This window comes from Saccharothrix sp. BKS2, from assembly GCF_047689505.1.
GTDB classification, from domain to species: domain Bacteria; phylum Actinomycetota; class Actinomycetes; order Mycobacteriales; family Pseudonocardiaceae; genus Actinosynnema; species Actinosynnema lopnurensis.
The window spans coordinates 27,901-44,598 of record NZ_JAUQOL010000012.1 but is presented as its reverse complement, the minus strand read 5'-3'; the positions used below and the strand labels follow the sequence as shown (position 1 = coordinate 44,598).

The window sequence follows — 16,698 nt, the reverse complement described above, 5'->3', positions numbered from 1 at the left end:
ATCCCCGGGCCCGAACCCGGACCGCCCGAGCAGGTGCGGACGGGCTGAGAGGGAAATGTTCTCTTACCGAGGCAAGCACCGCCCGACCACCACCAGCTCCGCGGCCCGCGGCATCGCCAAGGTCGCCGTCGCCGGCGTCATCGTCGGCGCCCCGCTGGGCCTGGCCGCCGGCACCGCGAACGCCCAGAGCGTCAACTGGGACGCGGTCGCGGCGTGCGAGAGCGGTGGCAACTGGAGCATCAACACCGGCAACGGCTACTACGGCGGCCTGCAGTTCCTGCCGTCCACGTGGACCGCCAACGGTGGCAGCGGTATGCCCCACCAGGCTTCCCGCGCGGAGCAGATCCGCGTGGCGGAGAACGTCCTGCGCACGCAGGGCATCGGCGCCTGGCCCGTCTGCGGCCCCAAGGGCCTCGGCGGCGGCGCCGCCCCGGCCCCGGCCCGCCAGGCCCCGGTCCAGCAGGCGCCGGTGCAGCAGCAGCCCCGGCAGGCCCCGGCGCCGGTCCAGCAGGCCGCCCCCGCCCCCGTCGTGGTGGCGCTGCCGAGCAGCAACCCCGAGGGCGACTACGAGATCAAGGCGGGCGACACCCTGTCCAAGATCGCGGACGAGCTGAAGGTCGACGGCGGCTGGACCGCGCTGCACCAGCTGAACAAGGACTTCATCCCGAACCCGGACCTCATCATGCCGGGCATGAAGATCGCCACCAAGTGATCCTCGACCGGGTGGTCCGGTCGGCGTGAGCCGGCACGGGACCCGACCGCCTTCCCCTCGGCGGTCGGGTCCCGGACCCGTTCCGGGCCCCCACGGCTCCCCAGCCGCCCGCACGACCGCCCGGAGTCCCGTTCGGCCTCCCCGGCCCTCCGGCGTCCTCCGGCTCGCCGGCGGACCGCTCAGGGCATGTTGACCCACTCGTCGCTGCCGTCGGCGAACACCTGCCGCTTCCACACCGGCAGCCGGCGCTTCACCTCGTCGACCAGCTCCGAGCACACGTCGAACGCCGCGCGGCGGTGATCGGCCGACACCGCGCACGCCAGCGCCACGTCCCCGATCGCCAGCGCCCCGACCCGGTGCGACACGGCCACCGCGCGCACCCCGTCGAACCGCGCCACCACGTCCGCCACCACCTCGGCCACCACCCCGGCGGCCGTCGGGTGGCCCACGTACTCCAGCTCCCGCACCGACCGGCCGCCGTCGTGGTCGCGGACCACCCCGGCGAAGGTCACCACCGCCCCGGCGGCGGCGTGCTCCACCAGCGCGACGTGCTCGGCCACCGACAGCGGCTCGTCGCTGACGGTCGCGCGCAGCACCGCGGTCACGCGTGATCACCCCCGGCCAGCTGGTCGACCGCGTGCTCCAGCACCGCCGCGAGCACCTCCAGGCCGTCGCGCACCCCACCGGTCGACCCCGGCAGGTTGACGACGAACGTGCGGCCCGCGACCCCCGCCAGCCCGCGCGACAGCACGGCCGTGGGCACGCGCGGCCACGCCGACAGGCGGATCGCGTCGGCCACCCCCGGCACCTCGCGGTCCAGCACCGCGCGCGTGGCCTCCGGCGTGCGGTCGGTCGGGCTGACGCCCGTGCCGCCGGTGGTGACCACCACCGCCACGCCGTCCGCGACGGCCCGCCGCAGCGCCTCGGCCACCGGCTCGCCGTCGGGCACCACCACCGCGTCCGGCACCTCGTAGGAGCGCTCCCGCAGCCACGCCACGATCACCGGACCCGAGCGGTCCTCGTAGACCCCGGCCGACGCCCGGTTGGACGCCGTGATCACCCGCGCCGTCCTCGGGGCGCTCACGGGCGCTCCCACAGACCGGTCTTGCCGCCCTCCTTGCGCTCCACCCGCACGGCGTCCAGCTGCGCCGCCGGGTCGACCGCCTTGACCATGTCGTGCAGGGTCAGGCCCGCCACCGACACCGCGGTCAGGGCCTCCATCTCCACGCCGGTGCGGTCGGTGGTGCGGACGGTCGCCGTGATGCGCACCTCCGCCCCGCCCAGCTCCAGGCCCACCTCCACCCCCGACAGCGCGATCGGGTGGCACAGCGGCACCAGCTCCCAGGTGCGCTTCGCGGCCATGATCCCGGCGATGCGGGCGGTGGCCAGCGCGTCGCCCTTGGGCAGGCCGGCGCTGCCCAGCAGCGCCACCACCTGCTCCGTCGTGCGCAGCACGCCGGAGGCGACCGCGGTGCGCGTGGTCGGCTCCTTGCCGGAGACGTCGACCATGCGCGCCGCGCCCGCGCGGTCCACGTGGGTGAGGTGCTCGCTCATACCGGCGATGCTAGGCCGCGCCCGCCCCACCGGACCCGCCCGACCCACCCGGCTCACGCCCCCGCCCGGCCAGCCCGACCCGCCCGGCCCTCACGCCCCCGCTCGCCCTTCACGTCCCGCTCGCCCTTCACGTCCCGCCCGGCCTCCCTGCCCTCTCGGCTCCAGGCTTCGGGGCTTCAGGCTCCGGTCGCGGCCTTGCGCACCGCCTCGGCCACCGCCGGGGCCACCGTGGTGTCGAACACGCTGGGCACGATGAACGAGGCGTTGAGCCGGTCGCCGTCCACCACGTCCGCGATGGCGGTCGCCGCGGCCAGCAGCATCGAGTCGGTGATGGTGTGCGCGTTGGCGTCCAGCAGGCCCCGGAACACGCCGGGGAACGCCAGCACGTTGTTGATCTGGTTCGGGAAGTCGCTGCGCCCGGTGGCCACGATGGCGGCGTGCTTCTGCGCCTCCATCGGGTCGATCTCCGGGTCCGGGTTGGCCAGCGCGAACACGATCGCGTCGTCGTTCATCGTGGCGACCTGCTCGGCGCCGAACAGGTTCGGGGCCGACACGCCGATGAACACGTCCGCGCCGACCAGCGCGTCGTGCAGCCGGCCGCTGAGGCCGGACCTGTTCGTGGCGGCGGCGATGGAGGCCAGGTTGTCGTCCAGGCCGGGGCGGTCGCGGTGCACGATGCCGTCCACGTCGACCGCGACCACGTCGCCGGGGCCCTGCTTGAGCAGCAGCCGGATGATCGCGCTGCCCGCCGCGCCCACGCCGCAGACCACGATCTTGCAGTCGGCGAGCTGCTTGCCGACCACGCGCAGGGCGTTGCGCAGGGCGCCGACCACGACGATCGCGGTGCCGTGCTGGTCGTCGTGGAAGACCGGGATGTCCAGCTTCTCGCGCAGCCGCGCCTCGATCTCGAAGCAGCGGGGCGCGGCGATGTCCTCCAGGTTGATGCCGCCGTAGACGGGGGCGATCAGCTCGACCGCGCGGATGATCTCCTCGGTGTCCTGGGTGTCCAGGCACACCGGCCAGGCGTCCACGCCCGCGAACTTCTTGAACAGCGCGGCCTTGCCCTCCATCACCGGCAGCGCGGCGGCCGGGCCGATGTTGCCCAGGCCGAGCACGGCCGAGCCGTCGGTGACCACGGCGACGGTGTTGCGCTTGATGGTGAGCCGGCGGGCGTCGTCGGGGTTCTCCGCGATGGCCTGGCAGATGCGGGCCACGCCGGGGGTGTAGGCGCGGGAGAGGTCGTCGCGGTTGCGCAGCGGCACCTTGGACGCGATCTCGATCTTGCCACCGAGGTGGACCAGGAAGGTCCGGTCGGACACCTTGCGGACCGCGACGCCCGGCAGCAGGCCGAGGGTGTCGGTGATGTCCTTGGCGTGGTTGGCCGACAGGGCGTTGCAGGTGAGGTCGACGATCACCCGGTCGGCGTGCGACTCGACGACGTCGAACGCGGTGATGACGCCACCGGCCCGCCCGACCGCCGAGGCGAGGTCGCCCGCGGCGGACGCCGACGGCGGGGCCTCCAGGCGGACGGTGATCGAGTAACCAGGGCCGGGGACCGGCACGGCGAACCTCCCAGGACTGCGCTGCGCAAGAGGCCATCGAGCGTAGTCCGGGCGGAATTGCGGAACGCGCGCGGCTCGTCCGCCGCGCGCGATCGTGTGCTAGCGGTCGATCACCGGTTGATCTCGGTGACCGGGTGCCGGTAACCGAGCTCCTCGACCGGCACCGGGAAGGTGACCTTGCCGAACGGGGACAGGGCGCCCTGGACTTCGGCGGCGAGCTCGCTGACCGCGTGCTTGCCGTCCACCGGCGGCTCCGGCCAGTGCGGGTCGATGCGCTCGGGGCGGGCCTTGGCCACGATTCCTCCTCGGTGTTGCCTGCGTCGGGTTCAAGTGTGCCTCACCCGACCGTTCCGGTCGGTCCGCGGTGCCCCGCCCGACCCCGGAGAGACGCATCACTTGTGCGATACCTAACCCGCGCGAGTCGTACGCCCAGACCTCGCGAGTCGTACGTCCAGGACCCCCGAATTCAGTGTTCGTGGCCCCGCCCGACCGGTGATGTGGGGGCCTGAGGACTGAACTCGGGGGTCCTGGGGGTACGACACGGGGGTCCGGAACGTACGACTCGCGCGGTCTGGACGTACGACACGCGAGGTCTGGGGGTACGACTCGCGCGGGTGGTGGTGGGGGTGCGAGGGGTGGTGGGGAGGCATATACCGTGGTGGGGATGTCCGGCGTCACCCTTGCCGAGTGGCTGCGGGCGCGGGAGGACGCCGCGCTCGTGGCCCTGCTGCGCGCCCGGCCCGACCTGGCCACGCCACCACCGGCCGACACGACCGTGCTCGCCACCCGCATCGGGTCGCGGGCCTCGGTGGCGCGCGCCTGCGAGGACCTCGACACGTTCACGCTGACGGTGCTGGAGGCGCTGCTGGTGCTGGACGCGGACCTGAGGCCGGTCGCGGTGGCCGAGCTGGAGGCGTTGTTCGCGGGCGTCGACGTGCGGGACGCCCTCGAAGCGCTGCGGGAGCGGGCGCTGCTGTGGGGCGACGACGGGGCGATCTCCACGCCCCCGGCCACCCGGGACGCGGTCAACGCCTTCCCGTGCGGGCTGGGGCGCTCGGTGCCGGGCCTGGCCGACGCCGAGGTGGACGGGCTGCCCGAGGACGAGCGCCGCGTGCTGCGGGCCCTCGCCGCCGGGCCGCCGGTCGGGCAGACCCGGGACGCCGCCCACGCCGTCTCCCTCGCCACCGCCACGACGCCGATCCAGAAGCTGCTGGCCAGGGGCCTGCTGATCCGGCGGGACGCGCTGACCGTCGAGCTGCCCCGCGAGATCGGCCTGAAGGTGCGCGGCGACCGACCGCTGGGCGACGTGCGGGTGGTCGAGCCGCCGCTGGGCACCGCCGCCCGCGAGCCCTCCACCGTGGACCGGACCGGCGGCGGCGTGGCGCTGGAGCTGTCGCGCCACGTCGAGATCCTGATCAAGAGCTGGTCGGGCGAACCGCCGCCGGTGCTGCGGTCCGGCGGCCTCGGCGTGCGCGACCTGCGCCGGCTGGCCAAGGACGTGAACGCCGACGAGCGCCGCGCCGCGCTGCTGGTCGAGCTGGTCGTCAACGCGGGCCTGGTCGCCGACAGCGAGGGCACCGAGCCGGAGTGGGCGCCGACCACGCAGGCCGACGCCTGGCTGGTGGCCGCCCCCGAGCACCGGTGGGCCGCGCTCGCCCAGGCGTGGCTCGACCTGCCCCGCCTGCCGGGCCTGATCGGGCAGCGCGACGACCGCGACCGCCTGCTCAACCCCCTGGCCCCCGAGCTCAACCGCCCGGCCGCGCCCAGGGACCGCAGGCGCGTGCTGGAGGCCCTGGCCGCCCTCGATCCGGGCACCGCCGTCACCGACCCGGACGAGCTGGCCGCCGTGCTGGCCTGGCGCGCGCCCCGCCGCGGCGGCCGCCTGCGCGACGAGCTGGTCCGCTGGACCGTGGACGAGGGCACGCAGACGGGCGTGCTCGCCCTCAACGCGATCACCGCCCAGGGCCGCACCCTGCTCACCGAGGGCCCCGGCCCGGCCGCCAAGCGCCTCGGCGACGCGCTGCCCGCCCCCGTCGACCACGTGCTGGTGCAGGCCGACCTGACCGTGGTCGCCCCCGGCCGGCTCGACCCGGAGCTGGCCGACGAGATCGACCTGGTCGCGGACGTCGAGTCGGCGGGCGGCGCCACCGTCTACCGCGTGCACGAGGGCTCGGTGCGCCGGGCGTTCGACGCCGGCCGCAGCGCCGCCGACCTGCACGAGCTGTTCCGGTCGCGGTCGCGCACCCCGGTGCCGCAGTCGCTGACCTACCTGATCGACGACACCGCCCGCAAGCACGGCAGGCTGCGCGGCGGCGCGGCCGGGTCGTTCCTGCGCTGCGACGACCCGGTGCTGGTCGCCGAGGTGCTGGCGCACCCGACCGCCGAGCGGCTGGAGCTGCGCCGGATCGCGCCGACCGTGCTGGTCAGCCCGCTGCCGCTGGCCGAGGTGCTGGACGCCCTGCGGACCGCCGGGTTCGCGCCCGCCGCCGAGAGCGCGGACGGCCGCGTGCTCGACCTGCGCGAGCGGGGACGCCGGATCGCGGGCAAGGGCCGCCGCAGGTCCGTGCCGCCCGCCGTGCCCTCCGACGAGCAGCTGGACGAGCTGGTCCGCCTGGTCCGGGCGGGCGACCGCGCGGCGACCACCGCGGGCGGGACGAGGGTGTCGGTGCCGGGCCACCTGGGCGCGGGCCCGTCCGCGACGCTCGCCCTGCTCCAGCGCGCCGCCCGGCAGGGCCGCAGCGTGCTGGTGGACTTCGTCGACAGCCACGGCACGGCCGCCCGCCGCGTCATCACGCCGCAGGTGGTGGGCGGCGGTGTGCTGGAGGGCGTGGACGTCAGCTACGGCGAGGTGCGCCGCTTCCCGCTGCACCGCATCACGTCCGCCGCGCTGGTCGAGGACCAGGACGACAACGGCTGACGGCCTGGGGCAGCGGAAGAAGACGAGCGGAAGAGGCCGAGCGGAAGAAGACGACCGCCGGGGAGGACGACCGTCGGCGGCGGGCGAGGCCGGGTGGGCACGGGCCCGGGTGGACACGGGCCGGCCGGGTTGAGGCGGCAGCCGGGCGAGGACAGCAGCCGGTGAGGGCGGCAGCCAGGTCAAGGCGGCGGGCCGGTGAGGGCGGCAGCCAGGGCGAGACGGCAGCCGGGTGAGGGCGGCGGGCGGCCGCGTCGGTGGGCGGAAGCCGCCCACCGACGCGGAGACCGCGGGGCGGTCAGCCCGCGCGCACCGACATCCACTGGCGCATCGCGTGCTCCACCAGCGTGATGAGCGTCTGCTTCGTCGACTGCCGGTTGCGGGCGTCGCACGTCACCATCGGCACGGACTGGTCGATGGTCAGCGCTTCCCGCACGTCCTCGATGCGGTGGTGCAGCAACCCGTCGAAGCAGTTCACGCCGACCACGTACGGCAGTTGCCGGTCGTCGAAGAAGTCGATCGAGGCGAACGCGTCGGCCAGTCGGCGGGTGTCGACCAGCACGATCGCGCCGATGGCGCCGCGCACCAGGTCGTCCCACATGAACCAGAACCGGTGCTGGCCGGGCGTGCCGAACAGGTACAGGATCAGGTCCTGGTCCAGCGACACCCGGCCGAAGTCCATGGCCACCGTGGTCGTGACCTTGTTCGGCGTGGCCGAGAGGTCGTCGACCCCGGCGCTGGCCTCGGTCATCACCGCTTCGGTGGTCAGCGGAACGATCTCCGACACGGAACCGACGAACGTCGTCTTGCCCACGCCGAAGCCGCCGGCCACCACGATCTTCGCGGAGGTCGTCGGCTTCCGTGCGCCTTCGGCCGCGTTGGGGCTAGAGCCTGCGAAGCCCACTGAGCACCCTCTCAAGGAATTCAATGGAAGGCCGGTCCCCAACGACCAAGCCGCCCTGGTGAATCAAAACCAAACCCATGCTCGCCATGTCGCCGATCAGCACCCGCACGACGCCCAGGGGCAGGCGCAGGTGTGCGGCGACCTCGGCCACCGACCTGGTGTCGGTGCACAGCCCGCAGATGGACCGGTGTTCCGGCAGCACCGCCGCCTCCCGGTCCAGGCCCTTCTCGCTGGTGGACACCAGCGCCTCGATGGCGAGGTCGTAGTCGGGACGGGTGCGCCCGCCGGTGCGGGTGTACGGGCGCACCAGCGAACCGGACTCCTCGGAGGGTTCCGGGGTGGGTTCGTGCCGTCGCACGACCGGCTGCGGCCCGGTCGTGTAGGGCACCTGTTCCGGCACGCTGTCGGGCAGGCCGTGGGCACCGAACAGGTCGGCGCCCGGACCCCCGAACAGCCCGCTGCCGTACCCGTCGATGTCGAACCGGTTGGGGACGTCGTCGTAGTCGTACGACGAGTCGTCAACCTCACGCTGTGACATGTCGCCTTGCCCCTGCCCTGTGCCTTCGACCCGTGGTGGTCCCGGGGCCCGCTCCGCCCGGCGGCCCTTCCACGAGTTCGGTGCGTCCTCGGCTTCCTCGTCCTGTGCGGGGTCGGCATCCGGCTCAGCGAATCGGAAGCCACCGACCGCCCACTCCTGGTAGTTGAAGTTCCTACCGAAGCGGCGGCCGCCGGCGCCAGATCGTTCAGCCATCCACCCTCACCCCCACGATCTCATGAGGACTACCGCCGAACCACACCCTGGAGCTGCGCGCGCAGCTCCGGGGTCAGCTGCTGGCCCACGCGCTCGACCAGCAGCGTCATCTCGTAGGCGACGAGACCGATGTCGCAGTTGGGCGCGGCCAGCACGGCCAGGCACGACCCGTCGCTGATCGACATCAGGAACAGGTAGCCCCGTTCCATCTCGACCACCGTCTGGTTGACCGCACCCGCTTCGAAGCAGCGGGCGGCGCCCTGGGTGAGGCTGACCAGGCCGGAGGCCACGGCGGACAGTTGTTCGGCGCGGTCTCGGGGCAGCCCCTGTGAGCCGGCGAGCAGAAGCCCGTCCGCCGACACCACCACGGAATGCGCTACACCGGGCACCCGGCGCACGAAGTCGGTGATAAGCCAACCAAAGCTTCCTGGCTGAGCTGCGGTCGTCACTCCTGCTCCTCGTCTTGCCGGCTCGACATGTCACCAGCGTAAGCGTCGATCATCGCGTGTCGCCCTCGACGGACGCCCTGCTGAAGACTCGACATGCGTCCACGGATCGCGTCAGCCGACCGTGGTGGCAGCGGGGGCCGCTGCGGTTGCCGCTCCGACGCCTGGGGCTTCGGCGCGGCCGATCCCGGCACAAGCTGAGCCTTGGGCACCCGCTTGGGCAACCCCGCTTGTGTCGTGCTCTCTGGAACCTTGTTCAACAGGGACTGCGCCGCCTGCCAACCCTCGTCGGCGGGCGACTGCCACACCGCCTCGGCGTCCCCCGGCTCGGGATCGGCGACCGGCTCGGGCTCGGTCACGCGGGACACCTCCGCAGCACGCTTGGGCAGGTTGTGGGGCGAGCCGGGCTGCCGCTTGGGCAACCCTCCCCCGATCAGGGTAGGCGTGCCGTTCTCGGGCTCGCGCCCGGGCAGGCCGTTCGCGCTCCCGTTCGAGGTCACGTCCAGGGTGCCGCGCTGCACCAGCGCGTCACCGGGGTCCACGAACGAGGTGTCGCCGATCGCCGGGTCGGCGAAGCCGGACTCCCCGAACACGTCGATCCGGCCGAACTCGCCACGACCGACCTCGACGCCGAAGTCGACCGGCGCCGGGTCCGCGGACCCGTCCTGGGCGGCCCTGGACCGGCGGGTCGGCAGCGGCGTGGACGGCGTCCCCGGCGCGGGTTCGACGGCGGCGGGCGGCACGGCCTGCGCGGCGGCCGCGGAGGTCTCGCTGCCCACGGCCTGGAACCACTGCGACAGGACCGCCTCGTAGATCGGCAGCCGCTCGGTGGGCGCGTCCAGGTCGGCGTCGGCCGGCCGGGACGGGGCGGGCGCGGTGCCGTTGCGGTGCGCGGGCTCCGGCTCGTCGGCGGTGAAGTTCGCGTCCACGGCCGCGGCGAACTGGGTGGTCTCGAACCCGTGCTGGTGGTCCGAGTCCCGCTCGTCGCGGTCCTCGTAGGCGGTGAACAGGGTCGGCTCGCCGAACGACCCGGACGGCTCGCGCTCGACGTCGCGCTCGCCGGCCGCGGGCAGCCACGGCTGGGAGAGCTCCGACGCGGTCTCGGCCGGGACCTCCTCCGGGGCGACGGCCGGGGCCTCGCCGAACGCGGGCAGGCGGGCCGCGTCGTGCTCGCCCTCGCCGCGCACGAAGCTCACCGGGAACGCGGGCTGCTCGTCCTCGACCCGGGGCAGGCTGGGGAAGCTGGGGAAGCTCGGCTCGTCGTCGGGGCGGGTCGAGCCGCCCAGGCCGAACGCGCCGGCGATGCCGGACGCGCGCTGCGCCGGGTTGCCGCCGCTGAACGCGGGGGGCGGCTCCATCGGCGCGCCGGGCTGCTGGACCAGCGTCTCGGGCACCAGCACGAGCGCGGTGGTGCCGCCCTCGATGTCCTCGTTGGGGCGCAGCCGCACCCGGATGTCGTGGCGCTTGGCCAGCCGCGCGACCACGTACAGGCCCATGCGGCGGGACACCGACACGTCCACGTCCGGCGGGTCGGCCAGCCGCTCGTTGGCGTCGTTGATCTCCTGCTCGCCCATGCCGACGCCGCGGTCCTGGATCTCGATGGCCAGCTCGCCCTTGCGGGTGCGGGCCGTGCGCACGGTGACCTTGGTCACCGGGTCCGAGAACACGGTGGCGTTGTCCAGCAGCTCCGCGATCAGGTGCACGAGGTCGTTGACCGCGCGGCCCTGGACGGTCAGCTCCGGGGCCTGGCCGACCTGCACGCGGGCGTACTGCTCGACCTCGGACACGGCGGCGCCGAGCACCTCGGCCACCGGGACCGGGCGGGTGAGCCGGCGCGACAGGTCGGTGCCGGAGAGGACCAGCAGGTTCTCGCTGTTGCGCCGCATCCGGGTGGCCAGGTGGTCCAGCTCGAACAGGCTGGCCAGCTGGTCGGGGTCCTGCTCGTCCTGCTCCAGCCGGTCGATCAGGTTCAGCTGGCGCTCGACCAGGGCCTGGGAGCGGCGGGACAGGTTGACGAACATCGAGTTGACGTTGTCGCGCAGCAGCGCCTGCTCGGCGGCCAGCCGGACCGCCTCGCCGTGCACCGCGTCGAACGCCCGCGCGACCTGGCCGACCTCCTCGCGGGTGGTGATCGGCACCGGCGCGATGGCCGTCTTGGCGGCCTCCTCGGGGTTCGGGGCCCTCAGGATCGCCCCGACCGCCTCGGGCAGGCCGCGGTCGGCGACCTGGAGGGCGGTGCGGCGCAGCACGCGCAGCGGGTTGAGGATCGACCGGGCCACGAACAGCGCCATGACCAGGGCCAGCAGCAGCGCGCCGAGCACGATGCCGGAGTCGCGGAACGCCGCGGCCCGCGCCTCGCCGGTCAGCTCGTTGGTGCGGCCCTGGAGCTGCTCCAGCAGCAGGACCTCGACGTCCCGGGTGAGGTTCACCGTCAGGGTGGAGGCGATGTCCCACTTCTCCGGGCGCAGCGTCTCCAGGTTGCGGCCCGCGCCGGCCAGGTTGAGCGCCGTCTCCTGCATGTCGTTCGCGGTGTCGACGATCAGACCGGTGACCGTGTCGTCGTAGATCTTGGCCTGGTCGGGGGTCGCGGACTTGCGGAAGTCGTTGCGGGCGGCGTCCAGCTCGGCGTTGGCGGCGAGCAGCTGGCGCTGCTGGCCGGCGCTGAACGTGCCGCGCTGGAAGACGTCGAGCATGATGCCGCGCTTGCGCGACTCCTGCTCCTTGATGCGGGCGATGGCGTTGGTGGCCAGGTGCAGCCGCACCAGCTCGGGGTCGTTGATGCCCGCGATGGCCTGCTCGCCGAGGTCGAGGAGGCTCTCCACCGACTCGGAGTAGGTGCGCAGCACCGCGTCGGACGGGTACTGGGTGTCGCGGACCGCGTTGCGGAGGCTGTTGAGCCGGTTGAGCTGGTCCGACGCCCGGCTGAACCGGGTGACGACGTCGTCCTGGAGGTCCCCGCTGAGCTCCATGATGCGCCCGTTGAGGGCGTCGATCTCGTCGTTGACGCGGCGCAGCTGCCGGTCGAGCACGACGCGGTCGAGCTCCTTGCCGGAGGCCACGTGGCTGGTGCTCAGGTCCCGCTCGCGCTGGAGCTGCTGCACCAGGTCCGCGACCGCGGCCTCCAGCTGGATCTGGTTGGCCAACTGGTTGAACTCGGTCGCGTCGGCGAGGTCGGACTGCACCCGCAGCCCGCCCAGGGCGAGCGCGGCCACGGTGGGGATGAGCAGGACGGCCGCCAGCTTGGTGGGCAGCCGCCAGTTGCGCAGCCGCCACCCGGCGGTGCGGGCCTGCTGCTCGCGCACGTCGGTGCTGGGGCCGGCACCCGTGGACTCGGTCACAGTTCCATCACTCAACGCAGCCAGTCCATCACCCGTTCCGGGGCTTTCCGAGCGTGGTGGAATCCCCACGCCTGACTGGCTGGGACCTCTCTCTCGACGGGCCACCCTGGGCTTCCTCTTCCGGCAGCAGTGTTCCCCGACCTCTCCCCAGGGCCGAAGCATGGACTTCGAAATCGGGCCGAATTGCAGCACAGGAGCGGTGGTGCCGGCTAGGCACCCCTCCCCCGCCCGGGGGCACGACGGTCCGCAACGACCTGTGCCACCCGGCCGGGAGCGTAGTGCGCGACCCCCGCCCCGGGGAAGACTCCGGAAGCACTCAACGTATCCGAGCAGGACTGTCGTTTCATACCTCTGGGTGGTTACGATCCCCCGCATCGACAAGTGCGTCGAAATATTCGTTGATCAATTGGACCCGGCTGCACGAGGTCATCCAGGCGAGAGGTGCCATGCCTACCCCAGCGCGTGTTCTGCGACGTGCGGCAGCGTTGTTCGCGTGTGCCGCGACCCTGACGGCGTGCGGATTGCTGCCCGGCACCGACAGCGGTGACCAGCCCGAGGTGGAGCGCAACACGCTGCGCATCGGCGTGCTGCCCGTGGTCGACGTGGCACCGCTGCGGCTCGCGCTGAACGAGAAGCTGTTCGAGCGGTCGGGCCTCCAGGTGCAGCTGGTCACGGTCAGCGATGAGGCCGAGGGCATCAAGCAGCTCGACACCACCCTGGACATCACCTGGGCCAGCCACGTCAACCTGTTCCGCGCCTACGCCGAGGGCGCCCAGCTCCAGCTCCAGGGCGAGGCGTACCAGGCGGGGTCGAACACGATGGCCCTGGTCACCCTGGACACCGCCTACGACAGCCCGGACAAGCTGCCCTCGCCGCGCATCGCGGTGAACACCGTCGGCGACATCGGCGCCCTGACCACCACGACCATGCTGCGCACGGCGGGCGTGGAGAAGCAGAGCATCCGGCTCCAGGAGCTGCCGTTCGAGCAGATGGTGGACGCGATGCGGGCCGGGACCGTGGACGCGGCCTGGATGACCGAGCCGTTCATCACCCAGGCGCAGCGCAACGCGGGCGCCCGCATCCTCGCCGACACCGCGATCGGCCCGACCAAGGACTTCCCGGTGTCCGGCTACGCGTCGAGCAAGAAGTTCGCCGACGCCAACCCGCGCACGCTGGCCCTGTTCCGGCAGGTGCTGCGGGACGCCCAGGAGTCGGCGTCGAACGACAAGCTGTCCGTGCAGGACGCCCTGACCGGCTACATGGACGTCGACCAGCAGACCGCCGCGCTGGTGTCGGTCGGCACGTTCCCGCTGTCGCTCAACCCGGCCCGGCTCCAGCGGGTCGCGGACATGATGGACACCGAAGAGGTGCTGCCCGAGCGGCTGGACATCGGCGACATGTTGCCGCCGGGAACCACTTAACGACGGAGAGTCATTAAGGGGGCCTTCATTGCGAGAAGGCCCCCTCTTTTTTCGCATTCAGGCGTTCGTCAGGCAGATCGTGCTCGGCGGGAGGGAGTAAACGACCGCCGTGTCACCGCTCGCGCACGCGTTCTCGTCGCTGCTGCCGATCACCCGCTCGACCTTGAAAGCGTCGGGTGTACCGCACGTCACCTTCGTGGTTTTGGCCGCGACAATCGTGCCCTCCTGCTTGAAGCAGTCCCCCTCCGAGGCGTTGAGGACCAGGCACAGCTTGTAACCGTCGCTGCGGCGGCCGCCGCTGGTGTAGAACTCGGTGTAGTCGCCGGTCGGGCAGGCGCCGGTGCCGCTGTCCAGGCGGACCGCGACCTTGAAGGCGGCCTCGGGGGACGCGCAGTCGATCTGCTCGACGTCGGAGTCGGTCACGCTCGCCGAGTTGATCTTCAGGCAGTCGCCCTCGTCGGCACCGCCGGGACCGGTGAGGCTGGTGACGAGCCCCAGGACCATGATGCCGACGACGCCGAGGCCGATCGCGCCGACCAGCGCTTTCGCGGCCTTGGAGATGCCCTTGCGGGGCGGTGGGAACGGCTGGCCGCTCTGCGGGTACGGGGGGTGGACGGGCCGGCCCTGGTAGCCGGGTTGCGGGTAGCCGGGCTGCGGGTGCTGGGCGTAGCCGGGTTGCGGGTACTGGGGGTAGCCGGGCTGGGCGTAACCGGGCTGCGGGTGCTCCGGCTGGCCGTAGCCGGGTTGCGGGTAACCGCCCTGGTCCGGGGCCGCGTAGCCGGTCTGGCCGGGCTGCGGGTACGCGGGTGGCGGGTAGCCCTGGGGGTGGCCGGACTGGTCGGGTGGCGGGTGACCGGGCTGCTGCCCGGGGAAGCCCTGCGGCGACGGCGGGCCCCACCCCGGCTGCTCGGGCGGCGGGAAGCCCTGGGGCTGGCCGGGGGGCGGCTGGTTCGGGGGCGTGGTCACCGGCGTTCCTCTCGGTAGGCGAGCGGAACGTACCGCCGGGTGAAGCCCCGGCGCAGCCGAATCAGCGGCCCGTCACAGGGGGCGGCTGAGGCAGAAGGTGACCCGGGGTTCCGGGTAGCGCACGGTGGGGTCGTCGCCGCAGCTCACGACGCCCTCGGCGGCCTTGAGCACGCGGGTCGCGCCGGCCGTGGCGCAGTCGACCTTGCGCAGGCCGGTGCGGGGGTCCCGCACGTAGCAGGAGCCCTCGACGAAGTTGGGGATCAGGCAGAGCGTGTTCACGCTGGTGAACGTCGTGTACGGCGCGCCGGCCGGGCACCGGGACGCCTCGGGGACGATCTTGGCGACCTTGACGCCGGCGGTGTCGGCCGAGCAGTCCGCGATCTCGTACCGGTCGGCGTCACCGTTGCCCTCGACCCGGCCGCAGGACCCCGGCACGGGGCCCGAGGACGCGGCGTCGCCGTCACCGCCGCCGAGCAGCGGCATCACGAACGCGAACGCCACGACCACCGCGACCGCGCCGATGCCCCACCGGATCTTCCGCATGATCCGGGGCATCGGCGCGGTCGCGGCGCGGCTTGAGCGGGTTCACCCGTGCGTGTTCACTCCTCGGCCGGCGCCAGGCAGTAGGTGACCGCCGGCTCCGGGTAGGCCATGCCGGCGGAGTCCGGGCACGCCTCCAGGTCGGTGGAGCCCTGGATCACCCTGGTGACCTTGATGGTCTCCGGGCCGACGCACTCGGACTTGTCGAACCCGGTGCCCGACTCCTCCGCCCGGTAGCAGGCGCCCTCGACCATGTTCGGCAGCAGGCACAGCTTGCGGCCGCCGTCGCCCTCGGCGACCTCGGAGTAGATGCCGTCCTCGGGGCAGGTGGCGTCCACGCCCTCGACCACCGCGCCGATCTTGAACGAAGCCTGGTCGTCGTCGCAGTCGAGGCCCTTGACCTCGGGGTTCTCCTCGAACTCGGAGGTGACGTCGACGCAGGAGCCGGCCTCCGTCGAGCCGCCGCCGGTCAGCCGGACCACGCCGAAGACGACCACGGCGGCCAGCACGACGATCGCGGCGACGATCAGGAGCTTCCGGCCCTTGCCGGAGGGCTCGTCGCCGTCGCCCGCCCGGGGGGTGGCGGCGGAACCGGGGTCGGCGGGGGTGGGCGCGGCCTGGGCGGGGGTCGGCGGGACGGGGGTGGCCGCGCCGGCGGTTCCGGCGGCAGCGGCACCGGCGGCGGTGGCGGCGGTGACCCCGGCGGCGGTCGAGCCGGTGGTGGCGGGGCCGGTGCCGACGGGGCCGGAGGTGACGGGGCCGGCCGGGGCAGCGGCGGGAGCCGAGCCGGCCGGGGCCGAACCAGGGGTGGCGGTGCCGGACGCGGTCGGGTCGGAGGCGGCAGGGCCGGACGTAGCCGAACCGGACGTGGCCGGGCCGGGCACGGAGTCGTCGATCGAGTCGGCGGGCGCGACCCCCGGGACCGAGGCGCCGGGGCCGGGCTCCACCTCCCCGACCGGCCGGGCCGGCGGCACACCGCCGCCGGACGCGCCGGGGTCGGCGGCACCGGCGGGCCCGGCGGCGGCCGAACCGCTGACCGCGGACGCGGGGGTCACCCGTCCCCCCGTCGAGGGCTCGTCGGCGGCCGGGGACGCGGGGGCCGGCTCGTCCACCCCGGTGGCCACCGGGTCGGCGGAGGGCGCGGGACGGGCGCCGGTGACGGCCGTGGGGCCGGCGGGCGTGGCGGGCTCGTTGCCGGCGACCGGCTGCTCGCGCGCGCCCGCGCCCGTCTCCGGGGTGGTCCCGAGCTCACCGGTCCCCGAGCCGAGGCCGGTGGACGCCGGGGTCGTCAGCTCGGGCCCCCGGGCGGTCGCGGCGGCGGCCTCGGAGGCGGCGATGCGCTCGGCGTCGGCCGGCGGCACGTGCGGCACGTGCGGCGCGGTCGGTCCGCCGGGCGCCTTCGGCGAGGACGACCCGGCCGGGGTGGGCTTCGGCGCGTCCTCGGCGGGCTGGTTCGGCTCGTTGCTCATGATCATCCTCGCTGGACGGGTGCGCGTGACGACCCAGAAGGTATCCCCAGGGCCGTGACCAGGCGCACACGCGGTCGGGCACCGGACTTGCACGTGGTGGGCACACTGGAGGTACCCAATC

The 16,698-nt window shown here is 73.8% G+C and carries 15 protein-coding genes; 3 read left to right on the top strand and 12 right to left on the bottom strand.

All coding sequences use genetic code 11. The features are described 5' to 3' along the window. The first annotated feature begins 55 nt into the window (after positions 1-55). Entirely contained in the window at positions 56-712 is a 657-nt protein-coding gene (locus tag Q5530_RS24895) for a transglycosylase family protein (protein WP_380640213.1), read from the top strand. A 179-nt stretch (positions 713-891) separates the two neighbouring features. Here the strand turns inward: Q5530_RS24895 and Q5530_RS24890 are convergent, their stop codons facing one another. The 5 genes from Q5530_RS24890 to Q5530_RS24870 all read right to left on the bottom strand — a co-directional run bounded on the left by Q5530_RS24890 (position 892) and on the right by Q5530_RS24870 (position 4,124). After that, entirely contained in the window at positions 892-1,317 is a 426-nt protein-coding gene (locus Q5530_RS24890) for a molybdenum cofactor biosynthesis protein MoaE (protein WP_415365170.1), read from the bottom strand. Continuing rightward, positions 1,314-1,796, bottom strand: a complete 483-nt coding sequence (locus Q5530_RS24885; protein WP_415365169.1) for a MogA/MoaB family molybdenum cofactor biosynthesis protein — start codon at positions 1,794-1,796, stop codon at positions 1,314-1,316. The genes Q5530_RS24890 and Q5530_RS24885 overlap by 4 nt, the downstream gene beginning before the upstream one ends. After that, positions 1,793-2,266, bottom strand: a complete 474-nt coding sequence (gene moaC, locus Q5530_RS24880) for a cyclic pyranopterin monophosphate synthase MoaC (protein WP_380640206.1) — start codon at positions 2,264-2,266, stop codon at positions 1,793-1,795. The genes Q5530_RS24885 and moaC overlap by 4 nt, the downstream gene beginning before the upstream one ends. Before the next feature lie 176 nt (positions 2,267-2,442). After that, the gene (locus Q5530_RS24875; protein WP_415365168.1) at positions 2,443-3,828 is read right to left on the bottom strand and encodes an NAD-dependent malic enzyme; all 1,386 of its coding nucleotides are present in this window, start codon (positions 3,826-3,828) and stop codon (positions 2,443-2,445) included. A 110-nt stretch (positions 3,829-3,938) separates the two neighbouring features. Beyond that, complete coding sequence (locus Q5530_RS24870) at positions 3,939-4,124, bottom strand: hypothetical protein (protein ID WP_415365167.1); 186 nt, start codon at positions 4,122-4,124, stop codon at positions 3,939-3,941. Between the two features lie 368 nt (positions 4,125-4,492). On the opposite strand from Q5530_RS24870, the gene Q5530_RS24865 reads away from it, so the two are divergent. Further along, positions 4,493-6,745: a helicase-associated domain-containing protein gene (locus tag Q5530_RS24865; RefSeq protein WP_415365166.1), complete on the top strand. Its 2,253-nt coding sequence runs from the start codon at positions 4,493-4,495 to the stop codon at positions 6,743-6,745. 295 nt (positions 6,746-7,040) lie between these two features. On the opposite strand, the gene Q5530_RS24860 is transcribed toward Q5530_RS24865, so the two are convergent. The 4 genes from Q5530_RS24860 to Q5530_RS24845 are packed head-to-tail and all read right to left on the bottom strand — an operon-like array spanning position 7,041 to position 12,181. Next, positions 7,041-7,646 carry a GTP-binding protein gene (locus Q5530_RS24860; protein WP_380640197.1) on the bottom strand — a complete coding sequence of 202 codons (606 nt, stop codon included), beginning with the start codon at positions 7,644-7,646 and terminating at the stop codon, positions 7,041-7,043. Beyond that, on the bottom strand, positions 7,627-8,397 hold the full coding sequence (locus tag Q5530_RS24855; protein ID WP_415365165.1) for a DUF742 domain-containing protein: 771 nt from the start codon (positions 8,395-8,397) through the stop codon (positions 7,627-7,629). Before Q5530_RS24855 ends, Q5530_RS24860 begins: the two co-directional genes overlap by 20 nt. A 29-nt stretch (positions 8,398-8,426) precedes the next feature. Beyond that, the gene (locus Q5530_RS24850) at positions 8,427-8,846 is read right to left on the bottom strand and encodes a roadblock/LC7 domain-containing protein (protein ID WP_033432212.1); all 420 of its coding nucleotides are present in this window, start codon (positions 8,844-8,846) and stop codon (positions 8,427-8,429) included. After that, entirely contained in the window at positions 8,843-12,181 is a 3,339-nt protein-coding gene (locus tag Q5530_RS24845; RefSeq protein WP_415365164.1) for a nitrate- and nitrite sensing domain-containing protein, read from the bottom strand. The genes Q5530_RS24850 and Q5530_RS24845 overlap by 4 nt, the downstream gene beginning before the upstream one ends. A gap of 521 nt (positions 12,182-12,702) precedes the next feature. Here Q5530_RS24845 and Q5530_RS24840 point away from each other — a divergent pair. Further along, positions 12,703-13,602, top strand: coding sequence for an ABC transporter substrate-binding protein (locus Q5530_RS24840; protein WP_415365163.1), 900 nt, complete (start codon positions 12,703-12,705; stop codon positions 13,600-13,602). A 57-nt stretch (positions 13,603-13,659) separates the two neighbouring features. On the opposite strand, the gene Q5530_RS24835 is transcribed toward Q5530_RS24840, so the two are convergent. From Q5530_RS24835 to Q5530_RS24825, 3 genes are all read right to left on the bottom strand, one after another. Further along, entirely contained in the window at positions 13,660-14,568 is a 909-nt protein-coding gene (locus Q5530_RS24835; RefSeq protein WP_415365162.1) for a hypothetical protein, read from the bottom strand. Positions 14,569-14,640: 72 nt separating this feature from the next. After that, on the bottom strand, positions 14,641-15,111 hold the full coding sequence (locus Q5530_RS24830) for a hypothetical protein (RefSeq protein ID WP_380640187.1): 471 nt from the start codon (positions 15,109-15,111) through the stop codon (positions 14,641-14,643). A gap of 56 nt (positions 15,112-15,167) precedes the next feature. Next, entirely contained in the window at positions 15,168-16,577 is a 1,410-nt protein-coding gene (locus Q5530_RS24825) for a hypothetical protein (protein WP_415365161.1), read from the bottom strand. Between the last annotated feature and the right edge of the window lie 121 nt (positions 16,578-16,698).

Excerpts from the sequence above, each read along its gene's own strand:
- Q5530_RS24895 (WP_380640213.1), top strand. The coding sequence starts at position 56 with ATGTTCTCTTACCGAGGCAAGCACCGCCCGACCACCACCAGCTCCGCG.
- moaC (WP_380640206.1), bottom strand. The coding sequence starts at position 2,266 with ATGAGCGAGCACCTCACCCACGTGGACCGCGCGGGCGCGGCGCGCATG.
- Q5530_RS24865 (WP_415365166.1), top strand. The coding sequence starts at position 4,493 with ATGTCCGGCGTCACCCTTGCCGAGTGGCTGCGGGCGCGGGAGGACGCC.
- Q5530_RS24855 (WP_415365165.1), bottom strand. The coding sequence starts at position 8,397 with ATGGCTGAACGATCTGGCGCCGGCGGCCGCCGCTTCGGTAGGAACTTC.
- Q5530_RS24830 (WP_380640187.1), bottom strand. The coding sequence starts at position 15,111 with ATGCGGAAGATCCGGTGGGGCATCGGCGCGGTCGCGGTGGTCGTGGCG.
- Q5530_RS24825 (WP_415365161.1), bottom strand. The coding sequence starts at position 16,577 with ATGAGCAACGAGCCGAACCAGCCCGCCGAGGACGCGCCGAAGCCCACC.